Here is a 23,501-nt window from a genome sequence, read left to right on the forward strand (position 1 = left end):
TAGAGCGACGCCCATCAGCCTAACTAGTCGACATTCAATCTCGACCCGATTAGCCCTTTTCCTGGACTCTTTTCCTGGACCCTTTCCCTTAACCCTTTCCTTGCGCATACGCATCGGCAACTTCACGTTGTCGTCGACGTTCCGCCCGCAGTTGATACAGGCTGGAGGCAATGACGCCGATGCTGACGACCACGATAATGACGGTGGCGACGGCATTGATGGAGGGATCGAGCCCCAAACGTGCCCGCGAGAAGATGACGAGCGGCAGGGTGGTCGAACCCGGCCCGGACAGGAAGGCTGCGATCACCACGTCATCGAACGATAGGGTAAACGTGAGCAGGAAGGCCGAAACCAGCGCAGACGCGATCAGGGGCAGGGTAACCAGCCAGAACACCTGAAAGGGCTTGCAACCAAGGTCCATCGCTGCTTCTTCGAGCCGAAGATCGATTTCGCGTAGCCTTGAAATGATCACCACGGTCGCAAACGAGGTACCGATCAGAGCATGCCCCAACAGAATCGTACCAATGCCGCGCTCGGGAAAGCCCAACCACTTCTGCAGGGCCACCAGCATGAGCAGCAGCGAAATACCCACGATGACATCCGGCATGACCAGCGGCGCGTTGGCCATAGAGGATAAAAGCCCACGCCCCTTGAAGCGACCGTACCGCACCAGCACAAAGGCCGTGAACGTGCCGAAGATCACCGACAGGGTGGCGCTCATGAATGCCAGCTTGAGCGAGATGATCAAGCCGTCGATCAACTCACGGTCGTGCGATGCATCCACATACCATTTGAAGGTGAAGCCGGTCCAGACCGTGCTCAGCCGTGAATCGTTGAACGAGTACACCACCAGCGTGACGATCGGGATATACAGAAAGATGAATACGGCGATCAGCCACGATCGACCAAACAGGTTCTTCATGATTTCTCTCCCAGTCTGGTTTCATCGTTGTAACGATTGAACAAGGCCATGGGCACGAGAATGAGCAGGATCATCACGATGGTGACGGCAGAGGCCATGGGCCAATCGTTGTTGCTGAAGAACTCATCCCACAGGACGCGGGCAATCATGAGTGTGCGCGCACCGCCGAGCAACTCGGGAATCACGTATTCACCGAACGCCGGGATGAACACCAAAAGCGAACCGGCGATGATGCCGCGCTTGGTCAGCGGTACGGTGACCAGCCAGAAGGTCTTGAATGGACTGGCCCCGAGATCGGCCGCCGCTTCGAGCATGCGCCCGTCCAGTTTCACCAGCGTTGCGTACAGCGGCAACACCATGAACGGCAGATAGGCGTACACCATACCGATGGTGAGTGAAAACGAGGTGTGCATCATGTGGATCGGGGAGGCAATCACACCCAGCCCCATCAATCCGTTATTGACGATGCCGTTGTCCGCCAGCAGGGCTTTCCATGCATAAATGCGCAGCAGAAACGATGTCCAGAACGGCAACATGACCAGCATCAGCAGCACAGTACGCAGATGCGCCGGGGCACGCGAGATGAAATACGCGAACGGATAACCCACGATCAGACAGTACAAGGTGGTTATCGCCGCGAATTTCAACGAAGAGAAATACGTATCGAAATAAAGCGAGTCCTGACCAAGGTACAGGTAGTTGCCGAAATTGAACTTCAGCGTCAGTTCGTCATCGGCCCACTGCCACAGGCTGGACACCGAGGTGACGTCCATGTGAGCCAGACTGATATCCAGAACAAGCAGGAGGGGGGCGGCCGCCAGGGCGAACAGCCAGATCATCGGGATGCCGATCACCAGATTGCGGGTGGTGAAAACACCCTGAAGCCAGGGAACGATGGATTTGAGTCTCATGTTTACGGCCCTCTTTATTCCGTCAGTACAACCATGGCCAGATTGTCCCACTGGGCATATGCACGATCACCCCAAGTCAGGCCACAACTCAAATCCCGGGTAATGTTTATTTCTTGGGCCTTTAGGATCATGCCACTGGCCAACTTGAGGTGATACGTTGTGTGCGCACCGAAATAAGCCATTTCGACCACCTCGCCTTCACACCAGTTGTATTTGGCCTCTGGCTTTTCCTTGGAGAGCTGGATTTTCTCCGGGCGAAGGGCGCCGGCGACGTCCATGCCCGATGTCCCGGATATGCCATGGCCCACATAGTGCGTACACTCCGGGCAGCGCACGGTGACGTGATCGGGCTCGTCTTCGTCGACCTTGCCCTCGAAGATATTCACATTGCCAATAAAGCCTGCCACGAATCGGCTGTTGGGGGTTTCGTAAATCTCGTCCGGTGTGCCCACCTGAAGCAGTGTTCCCTCATCCATGACCGCGATGCTGCAGGCCATGGTCATCGCTTCTTCCTGATCATGCGTCACCAGAACACAGGTAACCCCTACCTGTTCGATAATGTTGACCAATTCGAACTGCGTGGTTTCCCGCAGCTTCTTGTCAAGCGCACCGAGTGGTTCGTCAAGCAGCAGGAGGGTGGGCCGCTTGGCCAGACTGCGCGCCAGGGCGACCCGCTGTTGCTGGCCGCCAGACAATTGATGGGGTTTGCGCTTACCGTACTTGGACAGCTGAACGAGATTGAGCATGGCATTGACGCGCTCGTTGAGCTCCGCGCCCTTGAGTCCATCGCGCCGCAGGCCGAATGCCACGTTGTCCCAAACGCTCAGATGGGGGAAAAGCGCATAGGACTGAAACATCATGTTGACCGGCCGTTCATATGGGGATAGGTCGGTAATGTCTTGTCCGGAGAGATAAATTCGGCCGCTCGTCGGTGTTTCGAACCCGGCCAGCATCCTGAGCAAGGTTGATTTGCCGCAGCCCGAACTGCCGACAAGGGCAAAAATCTTGCCTTTGGGCACCGTCAGAGAAACATTATCAACCGCCTTTACGACACCGTCGAAGACCTTGCTGACGCCATCAATTTTCAATAAGACATCCTGATCTGTCGTGGCCGTTACCGATGCCATAACTATCTCCTCGTGGGGTTCAACTTTTCTACCCAACCAGCAAAACGAACGGGCCGCCGAAGGGTGCTGCTTGGGTAGAAAAGCACTCCGTCCATTAAATACGGACGGAGTGATGGGGTATTAAGAGCCTGTCTTGAACTTGGTGTACAGACGCGTCATCAGACGACGGGTGTCGCTGTCGACAGCCTTGGGTGTCACCAGTTTCGCCAAATCCGCATCGGAGAGGAACACGGACTTATTGTTGGCCACGTCCGGCGTCACAAACGGCAGGGAATCCTTGTTGGGATTCGCGTACAGCACTTCGTTGGTCAAAGATGCGTCAACCTTCGGTTGCAGGATATAGTTCATCCACTTGAGTGCATTCTCGGGATGCGGCGCATCTTTTGGAATCGCCATGCTATCGAAGAATGCAAGGCCGCCATTTTCGGGAATCAGGACCTCGATTTTCTGCCCGTTCTTGCTGTCGATCGCACGCTGCGCGGACTGGCTCATGTCGCCGGACCAGCCGAGGGAAACGCATAGGGAGCCGTTTGCCAGGTCGTCAATGTAGCTTGAGGAAGAGAACTCCTTGATGTACGGACGAACCTTCTCAATTTTTTTGTACGCGGCCTCGTAATCGGCTTTTTTATTGGTAAACGGCGGCAAATTCATTGAATGCAGCGCGGCTGGCAGCACTTCATAGGCCGAATCCAGAACGGAAATACCGCATGATTTCAGCTTGCTGGCGTATTTCGGATCGAAAATCAGATCCCATGCGCTTTTGGGCATCGGCGTATCGCCAAGTGCTGCCTTCACCTTGTCGACATTGATACCCACCGTGGTGTAACCCCACAGCCAGTTGACGAGGTACTGGTTGCCCGGATCGACCACCGCCAGCTGTTTCTGAATGGCCGGGTTGAGGTGGACCAGGTTCGGAACTTTACTCTTGTCGATTTTCTGGAACAGACCGCCTTTTATTTGCAGCTCGGCCCAGTTGGCTGAGGGCACAACGATGTCATAACCGGTATGACCGGCAACAAGTTTCGCGTGGAGCGTTTCGTTGCTGTCGTAGTTGTCGTAATTGACCTTGATGCCGGTTTCCTTTTCAAAGTTCTTGATGGTGTCCGGTGCAATGTAATCCGACCAGTTGTAGATGTTGAGGACCTTTTCCTCTGCAGCGCCTGCCGCAGGGACCAGCCCGGCGGTAAACGCGACGGCGATCATGCCGCCAAGCAATTGTTTCTTGAACACAGGTTTCATACTAAGTTCTCCTTCAGGGTCATTGGCAAGTTCGAAAAAATACATCCCACACACGTGCGTCAAAATCGAGTACATCCAACCTAGGGTCACAATGGGTGGTCGCTTCGAACACACCCTCTGTAAACCGTTTACGAGCGTTGCCGCTCATGCAGTCACTTCCGCTGAGTGCGCTGCATCCATCCAGCCTCGCGACTGTATGTCCTTGAGGGTCGCATCCAGACAGATGCGCACCCGATTTATCAGTTCGTCAATGTCCGACTTGGTGCATACCAAAGGTGGCGCGATGATCATCCGATCGCCCACCGCACGCATGATCAGTCCATTGGCAAAGCAGTGATCGCGACAAATCATGCCCACTTCCAGCGATGCATCAAAGGGCTGCTTTTCGGCCTTGTCCTTCATCAACACGAATCCGCCAACCATGCCGAATGTCTCGGGCGCCGCGACCAACGGGTGGTCGGACAATTCGGCAAACCGCTCGGCAAGGTAAGGACCGGTTACCTCATGAACCCGCTCCACCAGCCCTTCGCGTTCAATAATATCCAAATTGGCCAGTGCCACAGCACAGGCGACGGGGTGCCCGGAATAGGTATAGCCGTGGTTGAACTCGCCGCCTTTCTCGATAAGCACCTCGGCCACCCGCTTGCCGACCACGACGCCACCGAGCGGTATATACCCAGAAGTCACGCCCTTGGCAAAGGTAATCAGATCCGGTTTCGCGCCCATCATCTCCGAACTGAACCACGCACCCAGCCGCCCGAAGCCGCAGATGACCTCATCACAGATCAGCAGAATCCCGTACTTGTCGCAGATCCGCTGAATCTCGGGCCAATAGGTTTTCGGTGGGATGATCACACCACCGGCTCCCTGCACCGGCTCGCCGATGAACGCTGCGACCTTTTCCGGGCCGACTTCGAGAATCTTCTGCTCCAGCCAACCTGCCGCTTCGATACCGAAAGCATCCTTGTCTTGATCCGGCGCCAGATCGAAGTGGTAAGGCTGCTCGATGTGCTCGATGCCCGGCACCGGCAAGCCACCCTGCGCATGCATGCCCGTCATGCCGCCGAGCGAGGAACCGCACACCGTCGAGCCGTGGTAAGCGTTTTTCCGGCTGATGATGATACTGCGCTCCGGATGACCGAGCGTTGCCCAATAATGGCGCACCATGCGCACATTTGTGTCATTCGATTCCGATCCGGAAGAGCTGAAAAACACATGGGAGAAACGGTCCCCGGCTAAGCTCACAATACGCTCGGCCAATTTTGTCGCAGGCTCGTTGGTCGTCTGGAAAAAACTGTTGTAATACGGCAGCACCTGCATCTGTTGCGCGGCGGCATCTACGAGTTCCTTGCGACCGTAACCCACGTTGACACACCACAATCCGGACATGCCATCGAAAATTTTATTGCCCTCGGAATCCCAGACATACACGCCTTCGCCACGGGTGATCACCCTCGCCCCTTTATTCGCCAGTGATTTATGGTTCGTAAAAGGATGCATGTAATGTGCCGAATCCAGTGCTTGAATTTCATCGGTCTTTGCACGGGTTGGTGCCGACATGGTGTTCTCCTCGTTTTGACTCTGTTTAATCAAGTTCAAATTAAACGTGCATCAACAGATGCTCGCGTTCCCACGGGCTGATGACACGCATGAATTCCTCATGCTCGGTTTCTTTAACCGCCACATAAACATCAATAAAGTTGTCACCCAGCACTTCACGCAGCGGCTTGGATGCATCCAATTGGCGCAGAGCTTCCGAGAGCTCTCTGGGCAATTGATAGTTCGAGTCATAAGCACTGCCGGTTGTCACGGCGCTTGGCTGTAATTTCTCGACTATGCCGAGATAACCACAGGCAAGCGTGACCGCCATAGCCAAATAAGGATTGGCATCGGCACCCACGACCCGGTTTTCGACCCGGCGTGCTTCCGGCCCGGAATGCGGCACGCGGATGCCGACGGTGCGGTTGTCGTAACCCCACTCGATGTTGATGGGTGCGGCACCACCGCGCACGATGCGTCGATACGAGTTCACATAAGGCGCCAGCAGGGCCATGGCGGCGGGCAGGTATTTTTGCAGACCGGCGATGTACTGCTGGAACAATGGCGATTCACTGCCATCCGGATTGCTGAAAATATTCTGGCCGGTACCGGTATCGAGGACGCTCTGATGGATATGCATGGCCGAGCCGGGCTCGTTGGCCATCGGCTTGGCCATGAAGGTGGCATACATGTTGTGACGCAGTGCCGCTTCACGCAGCGTGCGCTTGAAGAAGAACACCTTGTCGGCAAGAACCATGGGGTCGTCGTGCAGGAAATTGATTTCCATCTGACCGGCACCGAATTCGTGAATCAGCGTATCGAGTTCCAGCCCCATGATGTCGCAGTACTCGTAGATTTCCTCGAACAGCGGATCGAATTCATTCACCGCATCGATGCTGTACAGCTGACGACTGGTTTCCGCGCGGCCACTGCGGCCGATCGGCGGCACCAGCGGTTGGTTGGGATCGGTATTTCGCGCCAACAGGTAGAACTCCAACTCGGGGGCCACGATCGGCGACCAGCCCATGCTTTTGTACAACTCGGTCACCTTGCGCAGCACGTTGCGTGGCGCAAAGTCCACCGGGGTGCCATCGTGGAACAGGCAATCCATGATCACCTGAGCCGTGGGATCAACCGCCCAGGGCACCAAACGAACCGTGCCGGGGTCGGGAACCAGCACCATATCCTTGTCGGTAAAGCCGAATACATTGTCGTAAGCCGGCCGGTTTTCGGGTGATTCACCGGTCACCGTCACACCCAAAACCGCTTCGGGGAGACGCATGGCGCGCTCGGCTGTAAACTTTTCCCGCGGCAGGATCTTGCCGCGCGCCACGCCGGTGAGATCGGGAACAAGACACTCGATTTCCGTGACATTGTGCGCGGCCAGCCACTGGTCCATATCCTTGTGAGAAAAGTCTTTACGCTCAATCATATCGTTCTCCGTTTAATCCGTTTTATCACTTGGCCGAGCGTGAGGCAGCGCGCTCACGACAAGCTGCGCCAAAAACGCGAAATATCGACAAATAAGGCGGGTTGTTCAGCACATCCCACTCCGGGTGCCACTGTACCGCCAGCGCGAATGCTTTCGCATCGGAAATACGGATCGCCTCGATCAGGCCGTCGGGTGCATAGGCCTCGGCGACCAGCCCCGAGCCAAGCCGCGCAATACCCTGACCGTGGAGCGAATTGACCATGAACTCGCTGCGCCCCGTAATCTCGGCCAGCAGACCGCCGGGCACGGTAGACACGAGATGCCGAGGGCCGTACTGCTCTTGGGCCACCGGGCTATCGACTTCCCGGTGGTCGGCAAACCCTTCGGTGTCATGCACGGCCTGATGCAGGCTACCGCCAAATGCCACGTTGATTTCCTGAAACCCGCGACAAATTCCCAACAAGGGAACACCCGACGTCACGGCGGCATCGATTAATCGCAGGGTCGTGCTGTCACGCGCTGGATCAAGCGGCAGGGATGGATTCAGCACATCTTCGCCAAAATGGGATGGGTGCACATTGGATATCGCGCCCGGCAACAGGATGCCATCGGCCAATGCAATCAAGGCTTCAAGTTCACTGTTCGAACCCAGAGCGGGGATCGCCAGCGGCACCGCTTGCGCCGCCTCGGCAACCGCCGCAACGTATTTATGACCGACGGCATGAAACGTTTGACCGTCGATCTGTCTCATATCTGCGGCCATCAGAACGACCGGCTTACTGCGGTAAATCATTTATCCGACACCCTCTTAATTGGTACTGACCGGCCATTCTAAGCGTCTAATGGCACCCTGTGTGCACCAAAGCAAACCAAAAGACTAAATTCGAAAAATAAATATATAAATCAGAAACATATGTATTTATTTTTCAAATAATTTTCACATAAACACCTATAATGGGTTTATTCTTATACCAGAAAGGCAAACCAACAAGAGCCATTTGCTTGTTCTGCGTAGAACCACTTTAAACGAGGAGACGGGCCGTGGAATCTTTAACCATTTCGGAATGGTTGCTCACCGAGCTCAAACAAGGGCGATTTCCACCACGGATGCCGTCACATCGACGTGTCTACGAAGCCATTCGTCGCGCCATTGCCACGCAGCATCTCACGCCCGGCGCCCGATTGCCGTCTACACGCAGTCTGGCGGAAGAGCTCAGTCTGTCCCGAAACACCCTGCTGGCCGCATTCGAGCAACTGCATGAAGAAGGTTATGTCGTGTCACGGATCGGTAGTGGTACGCGCGTTGCCGCCACGTTACCGGAAAGCTTTGTCCCAATGCGGGCGTCCGGCGCAACAACAGATGCCGAGCCGCCAATGAACACGTCGGGAAGGAACACGTCGGGCCTGTCCAAACGAGGTGCCATCGTCGCCGGGCCATCGGATCAACCCAGTTATGAGGTGCAACCTTTTACGCCAGGTGAGGATGATTTCTCTGCTTTCCCGACCCAGATCTGGCGTCGCCTGCTCAACCGCCAATGGCGCGATCCTCAGCCCGCCTTTCTGGACTACGGCCATGCCGGGGGCCATTTGCCGCTTCGGCACGCCATTGCCAACTATCTGCGCATGTCCCGCACCGTCAATTTGACGGTGGAACAGGTGCTGATCACCTCGGGCACACAGCAATCTATCGACCTGTGTGCCCGCATGCTTACCGATTACGGGGACCGCGTATGGGTAGAAAATCCCTGCTACTGGGGCGCGCGACGCGTGCTTGAGGTCAACGGCCTGTCACTTCACCCGGTCCCTGTAGATGATGAAGGAATGGCACCAGGCAACACCGATTTTCGAAATCCACCGCGTCTGATCTACACCACGCCATCCCACCAATACCCCAAGGGCGTTGCCATGAGTTATGGACGTCGCCGCCTGCTTCTGGATTACGCTGCCAGCCGTGGGGCATGGATTCTCGAGGATGACTACGACAGTGAATTCCGCTTCGAAGGGCGTCCGCTGTCCTCATTGCAAGGCATGGATCAGAGCGGCTGCGTGCTGTATATGGGTACCTTTTCCAAGGTGATGTATCCCGGCATCAAACTGGGCTACATCGTGGTGCCGCCCGAACTGGCAGAACGCTTCAAACGCGGGCTGTATGAACTGCAACGCCCCGGTCAGGTCGTGATTCAGGCGGCGCTGGCCGACTTTATCGAAGAAGGTCATTTCTCAACCCATATTCGTCGCTTGCGGCAAATATACAAGGAACGGCGCTACCTGCTGCAAAAGGCATTGGCACCCGTTACCAACGTCGGCGCTCGCCTGCCGCCTGCCGGCTCCGGCCTGCACCTGGTGGTGGAACTCCCCGCGGCGTGTGACGATGTTCGAGTTGCCGAATTGGCCGCAGAACAAGGCCTGCGCGTTTACCCGCTTTCCCATTACAGCGTGGGAGAAAAGCGCGAAAAAGGGCTGATTATCGGCTATGCCTATGCGTCCACGGACCGCATCACGACTTATGGCCGCATCCTTGCGGATGTGATTCAGGCGGCCCTGAGCAACTAATGTACTGATTCACTTTGCTTAAAATGAGCGCTCAACCCAGCGCGTCGCGAAGTCGGTACCACGTCATGCCCAGAACGAGCGCCGGCATACGCAACCGTTTTCCGCCAATGAAACTATGGTGTGGAATGCGCGCCATCAGATCAAGTCGCTCCGCTTGACCGCTGATAGCTTCGGCGACCATCTTGCCCGCCATGCCGGTGAGTGCCACGCCATGACCAGAGAAACCTTGCAGATAGAACACGTTCGGCGCCATCTGGCCGAAGTCCGGCGCTCGATTCATGGTGATGTCCACAAAACCGCCCCAGGCGAATTCCACCTTGGCATCTGCCAACTGGGGGAAAACCAACTGCATCCGTTTGTGCATGTCTTGCTTGAGGTTGGGCGGCGTCATGGTGCTGTAGCTCACCCGACCACCGAACAGCATGCGGTTGTCCGCTGAGAAGCGGAAGTAATCCAGCACGAAATTGGTGTCGCAAACCGCTGACTTGGTAGGGATCAGGCGTGCAACCAATTCCGGGTCCAACGGTTCGGTGGCGACGATGTAGGTACCCACCGGCATGATTCGACTCGCGAGCGAAGGCGCCAATTTCGGCGACACTTCGGGCAGGTACATGTTACCCGCCAGTACGACATAACGCGCCGTGATGCGGCCCTTGTCCGTATGCAGCACGGCAGGCTCTCCCTTGGTCATCGTGCGTACCGGTGTGTGTTCGCAGATCCGCACACCCAGACTGTGCGCCGCGCGCGCCAGGCCGAGCGTGTAGTTGAGCGGATGCAGATGCCCCGAACGCCGATCGTAATAACCGCTATGAAAGCGCGGACTATCGATCCACTGGTTCAGGTCAGCCGGTTCGATCCATTCGGCGTCCGAATCGTAGTGGTAGCGCTTCGCCATGGTTTCAAACCAGTCACGCAGGGCGACGCCTTTACGCTTACCGACGGCCACACCGAGAAAACCATCCACCAGATCGCAGTCGATATCGAACCGTTTGACCCGTTCGCGAACCAGATCGAGCGCTTCGATGGTGATGTCCCATGCCTGCTGAGCGGCTTCAAGCCCCAAAGCCTTTTCGATCACCGATTGATCGCAGGCAAGGCCAGCGATGATCTGCCCGCCGTTGCGGCCACTCGCGCCCCAACCGACGCTCTCGGCTTCCAGCACGATGACCGAATAGCCGCGGTCCGCCAGCTCAATGGCCGCAGACAAGCCGGCGAGCCCCCCACCGACGATGCACACATCCGCGGCAGCATCGCCATCCAGCGGAGGGTAGCTCGTATGCGCATGGGCACTGGCCGTGTAATAGGAGTTCTGAATCAGTTTTTGTTCGCAGGCGAGCATGGTGGGGTTCCGTTCAAGTTGAGGCACAGGCGGCTAGACGACCACAGAGCCAGGTCCAGATCATGGTCGATGCCGCATTGCTGGTCAGCTCGGCGTGATCGTACGGCGGGGCCACTTCGACAAGATCCATGCCTACCCAATTGAGATCGTGCCAACCTTCCAGCAAGGTCATGGCCTGCGCGGTAGTCAGTCCGCCCGGCTCCGGCGTGCCCGTTCCGGGGGCGAAGGCCGGATCGAAGACATCAATATCGAAGGACAGATAGACCGGCGGATTTCCGTTCTGCGCCAGACGTGCCCGCACCTCGTCGATGACATCCTGCAAACCGGCACCATCGCGCCCGCGCAATTCACGGGCCGTATAAATGCGACCGCCCTGATCGTTCACGAATTCACGCGCCTCGCGCACGCCCGATGAACGGATGCCGACCTGAACAAAGGCTTCCGGTATGACCAGCCCTTCTTTAAAGGCTTCATACACCCAGGTGCCATGACCGGAAGGCTCGCCGAAGTGGTCCGTCCAGGTATCGCAGTGGGCATCGAAATGGATGCAGGCCAGCGGTTGGCCGAAATGCGCACGATAGGCGCGCAACAACGGCAAGGTGATTGAATGATCGCCGCCGAGCCAGACCATTTCATGCCGATCCAGCAGTGCGCTCACTTGCGGCATCAAAGCGGCACGCATGCTCTCAAGACTCGTATTGGGAAGCAGCAAATCGCCCAGATCGACCAGTTTATCGAGCGGCGAGGTATCGAACAGCGGGTGGGTTGCGTCGCACAGCATCCGGCTGGCCTGACGAATCGCACCAGGCCCGAGACGCGATCCGGGACGATTGGTGACACTGCAATCCCAGGTCACACCGGCCACGGCAAACGGCTTGCCCGACTCGGAGGAGGACGGCGCATCCGGCGTAATCGGCAACCCGAGGAACCCGCCGGCAGACAAATAGGCAAACGTATGATTCATGGCGTCACTCCATTCAGATCGATCACAAATAATCCACGCACTACCGCTTATGCGGCGCACTTTTTTCTTCCCTGTCCGAACGGCGTCGAACAGGGTGTTAGATCAAAAAATTTGTTATCGAGCGCGTTGATTTCGGTAGGAACCTCTGATTAATTCAGAGGTTCCGTGCGGCACAAGGACGTGCCGCCATTTTCAATCACATACGTGATTGAAAATGAAGCAAAGCAAACGTCACGCCTTTTGCTTTGCTTGCTCTGAAAATTCCAGGATGGAATTATTCAAAGCTTCCAGTAGGATACTAACTCAGACATTGGTCCGATCAACAGGGCCATTTTGCACAAATAGATGGGGCCATTTGTGCCCAATAAAGGCCCGACATGCATTCGACCAACAATGCCCTGATTGCCTATGCAGAACGCCTGCTGAAAAGCGAGCGCCAACGGTATCTGCAACTGCACCCCACGTCGGCGCGACTGGCCGAAGAGGCCCGCCAACATTACCTTTATGGCGTACCGATGCACTGGATGAACGACTGGGGCACGCCCACGCCCCTGTTTGTGCGTGAAGCGCGGGGGGCGCACTTCACCTGTGCCGACAATATCGATTACACGGATTTCTGTCTGGGCGATACCGGTGCGATGTTCGGTCATAGCCCGGAACCGGTTGCCCGCGCGCTCGAAGAACAGGCAAGGCGGGGTTTTACCGCCATGCTGCCCGGCGTAAACACACCGGATGTGGGCGCGGCGCTGGCGGATCAGTTCGGCCTACCCTACTGGCAGCTCGCGACCACCGCAACCGACGCCAATCGCTTTGTACTGCGTTGGGCGCGGGCGGTCACCGGGCGAACCAAACTGCTGGTATTCGATGGCTGCTATCACGGCACCGTGGACGACACCTTGGTTGATTGTGTGGTCGATGCCGAGGATGGAAAGACAGTCAGCCAAACCGTCAGCAGGGCCAGCTTAATCGGACAAACCGTCGATCTCGGCCTCAATACCGTGGCGGTGGATTTCAACGACCTAGCGGCAGTGGAACGCGAACTCTCCAGCGGGGAAATCGCCTGCCTGCTCACCGAACCCGCACTCACCAACTGCGGTATGGTTCCGGCCCTGCCCGGGTTTATCGCCCGTCTGCGCGAGCTGACCACACGCTACGGTACCTTGCTGATTCTGGACGAGACCCATACCATTTCCAGCGGCCGCGGTGGCTGGGCGCGCAACGCCGGTATCGAGCCGGATTTCGTTGTCTTCGGCAAACCGATTGCCGGTGGATTGCCCGCAGCGGCCTATGGCTTCAGCGCGGTACTGGCCAAACGCATGCAAGCAGCCAAGGACGCAGCGCCACCCGGTCACTCCGGTATCGGCACGACCTTGTCCGGCAACATGCTGACCCTCGCTGCCCTGCATGCCACGCTCACCGAGGTCGCCACGCCAGCGGCCTACGAACATATGCTGACCCTCGCCGCGACCCTCGAACAGGGCTTGACTGCCTTGTTGGCACGCCATGCCCTGCCGTGGTGCATCACCCGAATCGGCGCACGGCTGGAATTGCAGTTCTGCCCAACCGCACCCGTCAATGCCCGAGAAGCCCGTGCCGCCCAGCAGGACGAACTGGAACACGCCATCCACCTCTACCTGCTCAATCGCGGCGTGCTGCTGACCCCGTTTCACAACATGATGCTGGTCTGTCCCGAGACCCGTCCGGCGGATATCGACAAGCTGCTCACGGTGCTCGACGACTGCCTGTCGACGTTGACAGCACACTAACCGGCGCAATCAACAAACGTCATCGAATCCTGCGACCGAGCTCGTTCAACGGCACTCAGGCGTCAGGTAACCGATCCGGCAAGACACGCCGTCGCGTCTGAATCAGCACGTAGCCACACAAGGCCACGCCCAAAGCGCCCACCAGCCAGATCAGTGCCTCGCTGGTGGAGGATTTCATGGCGACGCCAGCAAGCAACGGCCCGAAAATGGCGCTGGCGGTATAGGCCATGGAAATAAGCCGAACATTAACCGACAAATCCCCGTGACCGGCTTTGGTCGAAGCCACGATCGCCAACGTCAGATAACCGGTAATCGTGCCGCCCATCACAAAAAACGTAACGGCAAGACCGTTAAATCCCAGCGGAAAACTGGTCACAATCGCCATCAGGATGGTCATGCCAGCATTCACCAACACCGCAAATACGAGGCCACGGTGGTCGGCAAGCCAGCCCATGAGGTATTGCAATAGCAACCCGCCGAACCCGAAATAGGTCAGCAGGGTGACCATCTGGTCGGCACTAAGATCACGCCCTGCGCCGAAAATGGGGAACAGACCCGAGAACGCCGCTTCCGTGATACCGCCAATGGCCGCGGTTGCCACACCCAAAGCCAAAATGAGATTACGCGGCGACGGACCCTGACCTGAGGCGCGCTTGACCTGAACCATCTTGGCCCTCGGCGCCACGCCTGCAAACGCGAGCGGGATGAAGGCCATGCCAGTGAAGATCAAGCCCAGCACCAATGGCCCGGATCCTTCAATACCAACCCAATTCGTCGTTAGCGGGGCCACGATGGGCGCGATCCCGATCATGGTTTCGTGAAACCCGACCAAACGCCCCCGACCCTGCGTGGGGGTAATCCCGTACAACCAGGGTTCCAGACCAATCCAGCGCAAGCCCATGCCCAACCCGATCACGACCACCGCGGGCAACCATGCGTATGGCCCCACATTCAGCATGACCAGAAAACCGATCATGGTGACCAGCAAGCCCAAGGCGATAACCTTCGCATGCCCGAGGCGGACATTCAGTCGGGGTGCGATGGCCAAACCAATCAGCATTCCCAACCATTGGGCAGATACAAGCACCCCGAGCTCGGTGGCATTGAGCCCATGTTGCGCCAGCCAAACCGGCAACACCACGAACCCGATACCGAATTGCCCCAGTTGCGAGAATATCGAGACTACATTAAGCGCGGCCACCGTACCCCAGTCGATGGGGTGCTGCTGGGTCATGGAAACCTACCTCGGGACGGCTGCACAAGACAGTATTTCTTCGGGCACAGGGAAAGTCTGCCCTGCCGCAGTGCGACGCACGTCATTCAAATACGGAGCACAAGGCGGGCGTTGGCCGATGAAGACATGAATCGATTCGTGCAGCGACTCCTTGCCGTACTTTGATCACGCCAGTGAGACAATGGCTTCAATTTCAACCAGAACATCGCGCGGCAGACGGGCAACCTGCACGGCAGAACGGGCGGGGCGGTGATCGCCGAATGCCGCTTCGTACACGCCGTTCATTGCGACGAAATCCTGCAAGTCCTTGAGAAATACCGTGGTTTTGACCACTTGGGACAGCGTGCCGCCCGCCGCTTCGATCACCGCGCGCAGATTGTCGAACACCTGTTGGGTTTGTACCTTGATATCGCCCTCAACCAGCGTGCCATCGGCACGCAACGGGATTTGCCCCGAGGTAAAGAGCATTGTGCCGACAGCAATCGCCTGCGAATAAGGACCGATCGCGGCCGGTGCGTTAGAGGTCTGGATCTGCTTCATATTGTCTCCTGATGAATGGTTTGGCCCGAATACTCGAATCGGGCCCGTTTAACGTGACATAACAATTCGTAGGCGATCGTACCGACGCGAGAGGCCACCGCGTTTACCGGTACCTGATCGCCCCATAATTCCACGCGGCTGCCTATATCCGCCTGCGGGAGATGAGTCAGGTCAACCGTCAGCATGTCCATGGACACCCGACCGATCAGCCGGGTCAACTGACCGTCCACGGCGACCGGCGTGCCGGTCGGGGCTGTTCGGGGATAGCCGTCCGCATAACCGCAGGAAACGACACCCACTCGGGTCGGGCGATCGGCGACAAAAGCGCCACCATACCCCAACGGTTCGCCACGGGCGATGATGCGCACCGAGATGATTCCGCCCTCAAGCCGCATCACCGGGCGCAACTGCTCGGCAATCGATGCGCCCGCCTTGCCGACGAACGGATCGGCGCCATACAGCATGATGCCCGGCCTGGCCCAATCGGCACGTGCGCCCGACCAGCCCAGTACGGCGGCGGAATTGGACAGGCTGACCGGCGCATCGATGCCCATCGTGGCAGCATGAAACGTTTCGAGCTGCTGCAGCATATGCCCGGACTCCGGCTCATCCGCGCGAGCAAAATGACTCATCAACACGATTTGTGCAATAGAGGGATGATTTTTCAGACGTTCGTATGTTGCCCGATACTGATCGGGCGCGATGCCCACCCGATGCATGCCGCTGTCCATTTTCAACCAAACCGTGATCGGGCGAGTCAGATGCGCTGCCAACAGGGCATCGACCTGCCAGCGGTGATGCACCACGATCCAGAGGTTGTGAATCTGAATGTCGAGTAATTCGGATACGTCAAAAAAGCCCTCCAGCAACAGGATGGGGGCGGTAATACCCGCCGCGCGCAAGCTCAGGGCCTCTTCGATCATGGCAACCGCAAAACCATCGGCCTCATCGGCGATGGCGCGTGCGCATTCGACGGCGCCATGGCCGTAGGCGTCGGCCTTCACCACGGCCAACGCACGGCCGCCATGCGCCGCTTTGGCCAGTCGATAGTTATGTCGAAACGCATCCAAGCGGATGTGCGCAACAAGCGGACGACTCATGAATGTACGATCCTGAACCTTATGAGCCCATCACTTGGGATTTCGGCACGACCCGCGTGGCCCTTGAATACGTAGCTTGTTTGCCGCCGTAGCGAGACAATCCCAGATCATCGGCTGCGATTGCTGTGGGTCGACCGGCCAGCAGATCCGCCAGAACATGCGCCGATCCGCAGGACATCGTCCAACCCAATGTGCCGTGACCGGTGTTGAGCCATAAATTATCGTAACCGGTCGCGCCGATGATGGGCGTGCCGTCGGGTGTCATGGGACGCAATCCGGTCCAGAACGTGGCGTCCTCGACATTTCCGCCCTGCGGGAACAGATCGCCGACCACCATTTCCAGCGTTTCGCGACGACGTGGGTTGAGGCCGAGATCGAAGCCCGCCAACTCGGCCATGCCGCCCAGGCGAATGCGATTATCAAATCGTGTGATCGCGACTTTATAGGTTTCGTCCATGATGGTGGAAACCGGCGCGGCATCGGCATGCGTAATCGGCACCGTCAAGGAATACCCCTTGACCGGATAGACGGGAATATCGATGTTCAGGGTTTTCAGCAGCTGGCGCGAGTAACTGCCCAAGGCCACCACGAATTGATCGCCTTCGACCCGCTCGCCTTTGGGCGACTCAATGCCGGTGATCCGGTTGTTCGTTTTGAGGAATCGTGAAATCGGGAAGTTGTAGCGAAACGTAACGCCCAGCTTACGGGCCTCCGCCTCAAGCGCGGTCGTGAACATATGGCAGTCGCCGGTTTCATCGCCCGGCAAACGCAGGCCGCCGACAATTTTTTCACTGACAAGGCCCAGTGCGGGTTCCGCGCCCACACAACCGGCCCGATCCAGCAATTCGTAGGGCACGCCGCATTCTTCAAGAACAGCAATATCCTTGCTGGCAGAATCCAGTTGTTTCTGGGAACGAAAAAGCTGCAGGGTTCCCTGGGTGCGCTGCTCGTAGACTACGCCTGTTTCATCGCGCAATTCACCCAGACAATCTCGGCTGTATTCGGCCAGGCGAACCATGCGCGACTTGTTGATGGCATAACGTTCGGAGGTGCAGTTACGCAGCATCTTGCCCATCCACTGCAACTGAAAAAGGGAACCATCGGGGCGGATGGAAAGGGGCGCGTGGCGCTGGAACAGCCATTTGGCCGCCTTCAACGGAATGCCCGGCGCGGCCCAGGGCGCAGAGTAACCCGGCGACACCTGACCGGCATTGGCAAAGCTCGTTTCCATGGCTGCGCTGGGCTCTCGATCAACCACGGTCACTTCGAAGCCCGCACGGGCCAGATAATAGGCGCTGGTAACACCCACCACACCGCTTCCGAGCACTATGATCCGCATCGCCTACCTCCAGAAAATCAAAGCTACTACACAAGAAATTCTATTGATCTCGTGACAAACGATTATCTGTAAATATGGATATTTCAATAATAGAAAACTATATTTTCTACAAATGTGTATATATTTTTCTGAAAATTTGCACCGCACCCAAAGAAGGCACAACCCATGCGCATCCGCACTCATTCGGTTCGAGAGCTGGACAAAATCGACCGCAAGATTCTGGACATACTGCAACAGAACGCCCGCATCTCCGTCAGCGATCTGGCCGAACAGGTCGGTCTATCCGTCACACCCTGCGGCGAGCGAATCAAACGGCTGGAAAAAGAAGGGGTCATTCTCGGATATCACGCCCGGCTCGATCCTCAGGCGCTGGCGTTATCGCTGCTGGTCTTCGTGGAAATCAAGCTGTCGGCAAAATCCGGCGTGATGTTCGAAAACTTCAAACGGGAGATCATCAAGCTGCCCAGCATTCTGGAATGTCATCTCGTGTCAGGCGAGTTCGATTACCTGATCAAGGCGCGGATCTCGAAGATGTCCGATTACCGGAAACTGCTCGGTGAAATCCTGTTGGCCTTGCCCGGCGCACAGGAGTCGAAGAGTTACATCGTGATGGAAGAGGTCAAGGAAACACTCGCCCTGCCATTGGAGACAGCAGAGGTTCCTTAAGGCAATCGGGTGAGACTCCTATGTTGCTTCATTAAATGGTCAAAAAAGTGTCACTTAATTTTCACTTTGCTCCTCGAAGATGCTGAGCCTTACATAAAATTGAAAAGGACAGCGAAATAATGAAGTCTCAACCCAAAATTACCCATATCGCCTGGCTCGTGGCCGCAATGGTATCCGGCCTGATGCTCAGCGGATGCAACAGTTCTAGTGACAACACGGCATCAAACGCACCTAGCGATGTGAGTTTGATTGCCGGTGACTATGAGCTAAATACCAATCTGGGCAAGCCGGTGACCTTTGTTAGCCACGACGGTACGGTCAGTCCAGCCGCGCCTTTCCAGATGACCATTGGCTATGGCAGCGAAGCCTTCCATAACCCGAAAGACCCTGCCGATATTTTCTACACTGCGTCTGACCGTGGCCCGAACATCAAGTGCGAGGATTCGGCTAAAGCCCCGGTTAATCTCGCCGATTTTTGTGGCGCTCTCGACAGCACAGGCACATTCCAGGTCGATAACAACGGCAAAATTTTTCCCGCACCTTTCTTCGACCCGACTATTTATCAGTTCAAGCTGGTGCAACAAGGTGGCACCATGCAGCCGACTTTAGTTAAAACTATCCCGCTGTTGGATCAAGACGGTAACCCAATCGGTGGGCTATCAAACGATTTACCGGATCGGCCAAAAGATTTAACCACAGTGGCCAGTACCGACACAGTGGTTGCCAATACCGAAAACGGCTACAGCAATACCGCCGAGCGTTTGCCTTTCAACCAAAACAGCCTCGATACCGAAGGCATGGCGCAACTGCCCGACGGCAGCTTCTGGATTGGCGAGGAATACGCGCCCAGTATCGTACATGTGGCTGCCGATGGTCGCGTGCTTGAACGGGTTGTTCCAAACGACAGCGGCGTGATGAATGACATCACCAACAAATCAATGAGTGTGTGCGATGCGCTGAAAAACGGCACACCGCAAACACCGGCCGCCAATTATCCGATTACCTGCGGTTTGCCGGGCATTTTAGACCTGCGTTCACTGAACCGTGGGATCGAAGATGTGGCAGTTTCGCCTGATGGCAAAACGCTGTATTTCGGCATGCAAAGCCCCTTGGCCAACCCATCGAAAACTGCTTATAAGTCGTCGCGTAACAATCGCATTTTTACGGTGGCTTTGAACGCTGACGGCAGCTTCGATAAAGTTACCGGCGAATACGTGTACCAACTCGATACGCCGGATACCTTTGTAGCAGATGCCAGCACAAAACAGAACGATGTGAAATTATCCGAAATGAGCGTGACGCCTAATGGTCATTTGATTCAATTGGAGCGCATCAGCAAGGTCACCAAGCTCTATCACAGTGATTTCAGCAAGGCGACGAACATATTGGGCACGAAATGGGATGATCGCGCAACACAGCCTTCGCTGACTGAGCAAACCGATCTGACCGCGGTCGGCATTACGCCCGTAGCCAAAACGCTGGTGTTTGATACGGAAAATGATTACACGCCCGCGCAAACACCCGGGAAGGTTGAAGGTGTGGCTTTCTTGAACGATGAGTACATGCTCCTCACCAACGATAATGATTTTGGTATCAAAGGTGATCCCAGCAAATTCTTCGTGATCAAAGCAACGCAACAAGTTGAAAAGTAAGTTTAACCGAGCACGATTTTATCGCTTAACAGGAAGCAATTCGTTTGAATTTAAAGCCCCCGAGTGTTTCGCGCTTGGGGGCTTTCTTTTCATCATTTACTTACCACAAAAACTTGCATGTAGGGCGATAATCGCCAAGAATCAACATACAAAACAAAGGGGCCGAACCTAATGTCTATTGCTCACACCATCGAAGAACTCTCTCAACGCATCGAACAGGCGTTACCGGAAAGTCTGCGTCAAACCAAAACTGAGATGGACAAAACTATTCGCCAAGCCGTGATGAATGCGTTCCAGAAAATGGAGCTGGTGACTCGCGATGAGTTCGATATCCAAACGCAGGTTCTGGCGCGGACACGAACGAAACTCGAAGCGCTGGAACAGCGCGTAGCCGCTATGGAAGCTGCATTGAACAACAACGCGGAAAACGAATAGGCCATCGTCTCTCCTGAAACAGCGGATGTTTCAGCCGAATCATTCAACTGGGCACTTCGAAAAACCCGTGATTCGTCGTTCCCGCGAAAGCAGGAACCCAAAAAATCAAGGCGCTGGATTCCCGCCTACGCGGGAATGACGGGTTTTACGAGATTCCCAACTGATGTTTGAAAACGCGCCCGTAATAGTCATTCGAATAAAACAGGGATCGTCATGTCCATTGCCAAAGTTTACAGCCGAGCACAAGTTGGTATTGATGCGCCGCTGGTGACAGTTGAAGCGCATGTCACCAATGGGCTACCGGCCATCACACTGGTGGGGCTCGCTGAAACGGCGGTTCGCGAAAGCCGGGATCGTGTCCGTGCCGCGATTTTATCTTCCGGTTTTGAATTTCCACCCAAGCGGCTCACCATCAATCTCGCGCCCGCCGATTTACCCAAAGAAAGCGCTCGATTTGATCTGGCGATTGCCATTGCTATTTTGGCTGTTACCGGACAAATTCCCGGCAAAGATGCCGAAGCGGCGTTACAGCAACTCAAACATTATGAATTCTTGGGTGAATTATCCCTCGATGGCGGCATTCGACCGATTAACGGTTCGCTTTCTGCCGCCATTGCCACGCGTGATGCGCGTCGTATCCTTGTTTTACCCAAGGCCTGCGGGGATGAAGTATCCGTTATCAAGGATATTCACGCCCTGACGGCCCATCATTTAACGGCCGTGGTAGCGCATTTGGCGGGTCAAAAAAATCTCGATGAGATCGTTCCACGTCCCTTGGAACCGATTGATCCGGCAATGGAAGGCGATTTATCCGAGGTGCGCGGCCAACCCAGAGCCAAACGCGCCCTCGCGATTGCCGCCGCAGGCCAGCACAATTTATTGCTGATCGGCCCGCCCGGCGCGGGCAAGAGCATGCTGGCGCAACGAATGCCCGGCATTCTTCCGCCCATGACCGAAAGCGAAGCCATTGAATCGGCTCGTATCGCCTCGATTTCAAGCCAGGGATTCACGCCGGAACGTTTTGGCCTGCGGTCGTTTAGAAGCCCGCATCACTCCGCCTCATCGGTGGCCTTGATCGGTGGTGGCTCGAACCCGAAACCGGGCGAAATTTCACTGGCGCATTTTGGGGTTTTATTTCTCGATGAACTGCCCGAATTTGACCGTAAAGTGCTCGAAGCCCTGCGTGAACCGCTGGAAAACGGCAAAATCACCATTTCACGCGCGGCGCAGCAAGCCGAATTTCCCGCACAATTTCAGTTGATTGCCGCCATGAATCCCTCGCCACAAGGGGTGGAAATCGATTCCATCGCGGCGCAACGTTATCGGGCAAAACTTTCCGGGCCGCTGCTGGATCGTATCGACATGCATCTGGAAATTCCAAGGGTTCCTGCGACTGAATTCAATTCGGTTGCTGCTGAAGAAACGTCTGCCGAGGTTCGCGCGCGCGTCACCGAAGCAAGAGCGGTCATGTTGCGGCGGCAGAGTAAACCCAATGCACAATTATCTTCGAGCGAACTGGGCAACGTAGCCGAACTCGATCCGAAAAATCAGTTGTTTTTGAATCAGGCCATTGAAAAACTCAAGCTATCCGGCCGCGCCCGAAACCGGATTTTAAAGGTAGCCCGTACGATTGCCGATCTGGATGGTAAACCGCAAATTGATACGGCTTGCCTGAGCGAGGCGATGGGTTACCGCAATCTGGATCGATTATTCAGGATCGGCTGACTTTCTTGGCAGTCAAAATCGCCCGCAGCGGTGCTGGATAACCTTCAATCGTTTTGGAACGATCCTGTGGATCAAGAAAATTGGCCAAAGATGGTTTGAAATCTGTCCAATCCGTGGCGCGCTGCTCATCGAGACTGGTCGACTCTTGATTGACGAGGCGTATCGACTCAAAGCCCAGACGGGCCAGCCACACACTGAGCAAGGGCACACTGGGAATGAACCAAACATTGCGCATGCCCGCATAGCGATCGGTTGGGGTCAAAACCTGTTCTGCATCGCCTGCAATCACCAAGGTTTCGAGCACGAGTTCCCCACCCGGCTTCAGGCATTCGGCCAGTTCTTGAATATGCCCGAGCGGGTTTCTGCGATGATAAAGCACGCCCATCGAAAACACGGTATCGAATAACGGCGCCCGGCTTAAGTTTTCAAGCGTCGTGGGAATGATCACGGCCCGTCGTTCACCCAGAAGATGGGCCACCGCATAGAACTGGGCAACGAAACTCAAGGTCGGCTCAACGCCCACCGCGATTGCTGCACCATCGCCCAACATCCGCCAGAGGTGATACCCGCTGCCGGTGCCCACATCCAGAATTTTTTTGCCATCGAGCGGACTGATATGCGCTTGCAGTCGTTGCCATTTGAAATCCGAACGCCATTCTGTGTCGATAAACACGTCATACAGTGAAAACGGTCCTTTGCGCCAGGGTGACAATTGGCGAAGTTGCCGCTCTAGGGATTCCTTTACCACTTTCCTGTTTTCGGACTCAACATCGGATGCACGAACCGAAACCACCGGCTGATCCAGTGTCACGACCCGTTCAGCAGGAATAGCGGGCAACTGCGCGACGACCTGACTCCATTCTTCCCAGTGCCCGTGATTGATGTCATCGAATCGCGCAGCGTGCGCAATTAACCATTGGGAAAACGCTGCCTTGTCGCCGTCGGCATCCCCATGGGCGCCCATCGTCGTTGACGCCATTGCCAGAAATCGGCCTTTGATCGTGTTCGGTTCCATTTT

General features: G+C 56.2%; 20 protein-coding genes. 6 read left to right on the forward strand and 14 right to left on the reverse strand.

Translation table 11 applies throughout. From position 1 onward, the window contains the following. Positions 1–88: 88 nt before the first annotated feature. The 7 genes from HNEAP_RS11835 to HNEAP_RS11865 all read right to left on the reverse strand — a co-directional run bounded on the left by HNEAP_RS11835 (position 89) and on the right by HNEAP_RS11865 (position 7,963). Entirely contained in the window at positions 89–922 is an 834-nt protein-coding gene (locus HNEAP_RS11835; RefSeq protein ID WP_012825214.1) for an ABC transporter permease, read from the reverse strand. After that, positions 919–1,833, reverse strand: a complete 915-nt coding sequence (locus HNEAP_RS11840; protein WP_012825215.1) for an ABC transporter permease subunit — start codon at positions 1,831–1,833, stop codon at positions 919–921. Before HNEAP_RS11840 ends, HNEAP_RS11835 begins: the two co-directional genes overlap by 4 nt. Before the next feature lie 14 nt (positions 1,834–1,847). Then, positions 1,848–2,960, reverse strand: a complete 1,113-nt coding sequence (locus HNEAP_RS11845; RefSeq protein ID WP_012825216.1) for an ABC transporter ATP-binding protein — start codon at positions 2,958–2,960, stop codon at positions 1,848–1,850. Between the two features lie 120 nt (positions 2,961–3,080). Continuing rightward, entirely contained in the window at positions 3,081–4,199 is a 1,119-nt protein-coding gene (locus HNEAP_RS11850; RefSeq protein WP_012825217.1) for a polyamine ABC transporter substrate-binding protein, read from the reverse strand. 144 nt (positions 4,200–4,343) lie between these two features. Further along, on the reverse strand, positions 4,344–5,759 hold the full coding sequence (locus tag HNEAP_RS11855) for an aspartate aminotransferase family protein (RefSeq protein WP_012825219.1): 1,416 nt from the start codon (positions 5,757–5,759) through the stop codon (positions 4,344–4,346). A gap of 40 nt (positions 5,760–5,799) precedes the next feature. Beyond that, positions 5,800–7,170: a glutamine synthetase family protein gene (locus HNEAP_RS11860; RefSeq protein ID WP_012825220.1), complete on the reverse strand. Its 1,371-nt coding sequence runs from the start codon at positions 7,168–7,170 to the stop codon at positions 5,800–5,802. Positions 7,171–7,195: 25 nt separating this feature from the next. Next, complete coding sequence (locus HNEAP_RS11865) at positions 7,196–7,963, reverse strand: gamma-glutamyl-gamma-aminobutyrate hydrolase family protein (RefSeq protein ID WP_012825221.1); 768 nt, start codon at positions 7,961–7,963, stop codon at positions 7,196–7,198. A 248-nt stretch (positions 7,964–8,211) separates the two neighbouring features. Here HNEAP_RS11865 and pdxR point away from each other — a divergent pair, with 248 nt between their 5' ends. Continuing rightward, positions 8,212–9,723, forward strand: a complete 1,512-nt coding sequence (pdxR, locus tag HNEAP_RS11870; RefSeq protein ID WP_012825222.1) for a MocR-like pyridoxine biosynthesis transcription factor PdxR — start codon at positions 8,212–8,214, stop codon at positions 9,721–9,723. A gap of 31 nt (positions 9,724–9,754) precedes the next feature. Here the strand turns inward: pdxR and HNEAP_RS11875 are convergent, their stop codons facing one another. Then, entirely contained in the window at positions 9,755–11,062 is a 1,308-nt protein-coding gene (locus HNEAP_RS11875) for an NAD(P)/FAD-dependent oxidoreductase (RefSeq protein ID WP_012825223.1), read from the reverse strand. A 13-nt stretch (positions 11,063–11,075) separates the two neighbouring features. Then, positions 11,076–12,026, reverse strand: coding sequence for an agmatinase (speB, locus tag HNEAP_RS11880; protein ID WP_012825224.1), 951 nt, complete (start codon positions 12,024–12,026; stop codon positions 11,076–11,078). A gap of 377 nt (positions 12,027–12,403) precedes the next feature. Between speB and HNEAP_RS11885 the strand changes: the two genes are divergently transcribed. After that, a complete protein-coding gene (locus HNEAP_RS11885; protein ID WP_012825225.1) occupies positions 12,404–13,792 on the forward strand; it encodes an aspartate aminotransferase family protein in 1,389 nt (462 codons plus the stop codon). Between the two features lie 55 nt (positions 13,793–13,847). On the opposite strand, the gene HNEAP_RS11890 is transcribed toward HNEAP_RS11885, so the two are convergent. The 4 genes from HNEAP_RS11890 to HNEAP_RS11905 all read right to left on the reverse strand — a co-directional run bounded on the left by HNEAP_RS11890 (position 13,848) and on the right by HNEAP_RS11905 (position 18,005). Next, positions 13,848–15,026, reverse strand: a complete 1,179-nt coding sequence (locus HNEAP_RS11890) for an MFS transporter (protein ID WP_012825226.1) — start codon at positions 15,024–15,026, stop codon at positions 13,848–13,850. Between the two features lie 165 nt (positions 15,027–15,191). After that, positions 15,192–15,566 carry a RidA family protein gene (locus HNEAP_RS11895; RefSeq protein ID WP_012825227.1) on the reverse strand — a complete coding sequence of 125 codons (375 nt, stop codon included), beginning with the start codon at positions 15,564–15,566 and terminating at the stop codon, positions 15,192–15,194. Then, positions 15,563–16,666: an alanine racemase gene (gene alr, locus HNEAP_RS11900; protein WP_012825228.1), complete on the reverse strand. Its 1,104-nt coding sequence runs from the start codon at positions 16,664–16,666 to the stop codon at positions 15,563–15,565. The genes HNEAP_RS11895 and alr overlap by 4 nt, the downstream gene beginning before the upstream one ends. 19 nt (positions 16,667–16,685) lie before the next feature. Further along, complete coding sequence (locus tag HNEAP_RS11905; protein WP_012825229.1) at positions 16,686–18,005, reverse strand: D-amino acid dehydrogenase; 1,320 nt, start codon at positions 18,003–18,005, stop codon at positions 16,686–16,688. Positions 18,006–18,170: 165 nt separating this feature from the next. Here HNEAP_RS11905 and HNEAP_RS11910 point away from each other — a divergent pair, with 165 nt between their 5' ends. The 4 genes from HNEAP_RS11910 (at position 18,171) to HNEAP_RS11925 (ending at position 22,483) form a co-directional block, all read left to right on the forward strand. Next, a complete protein-coding gene (locus HNEAP_RS11910; RefSeq protein WP_012825230.1) occupies positions 18,171–18,671 on the forward strand; it encodes a winged helix-turn-helix transcriptional regulator in 501 nt (166 codons plus the stop codon). A 119-nt stretch (positions 18,672–18,790) separates the two neighbouring features. Then, positions 18,791–20,323 (forward strand): esterase-like activity of phytase family protein, encoded by a 1,533-nt coding sequence (locus HNEAP_RS11915; RefSeq protein WP_012825231.1) that lies wholly within the window; start codon positions 18,791–18,793, stop codon positions 20,321–20,323. 171 nt (positions 20,324–20,494) lie between these two features. After that, positions 20,495–20,758, forward strand: coding sequence for an accessory factor UbiK family protein (locus tag HNEAP_RS11920; RefSeq protein WP_012825232.1), 264 nt, complete (start codon positions 20,495–20,497; stop codon positions 20,756–20,758). A gap of 213 nt (positions 20,759–20,971) precedes the next feature. Next, positions 20,972–22,483 (forward strand): YifB family Mg chelatase-like AAA ATPase, encoded by a 1,512-nt coding sequence (locus HNEAP_RS11925; protein ID WP_012825233.1) that lies wholly within the window; start codon positions 20,972–20,974, stop codon positions 22,481–22,483. On the opposite strand, the gene cmoB is transcribed toward HNEAP_RS11925, so the two are convergent. Continuing rightward, positions 22,470–23,498, reverse strand: a complete 1,029-nt coding sequence (gene cmoB, locus HNEAP_RS11930) for a tRNA 5-methoxyuridine(34)/uridine 5-oxyacetic acid(34) synthase CmoB (RefSeq protein ID WP_012825234.1) — start codon at positions 23,496–23,498, stop codon at positions 22,470–22,472. The two genes, HNEAP_RS11925 and cmoB, sit on opposite strands and share 14 nt — an antisense overlap. Positions 23,499–23,501 lie beyond the last annotated feature (3 nt).

It is taken from the genome of Halothiobacillus neapolitanus c2 (genome assembly GCF_000024765.1).
Lineage (GTDB): Bacteria > Pseudomonadota > Gammaproteobacteria > Halothiobacillales > Halothiobacillaceae > Halothiobacillus > Halothiobacillus neapolitanus.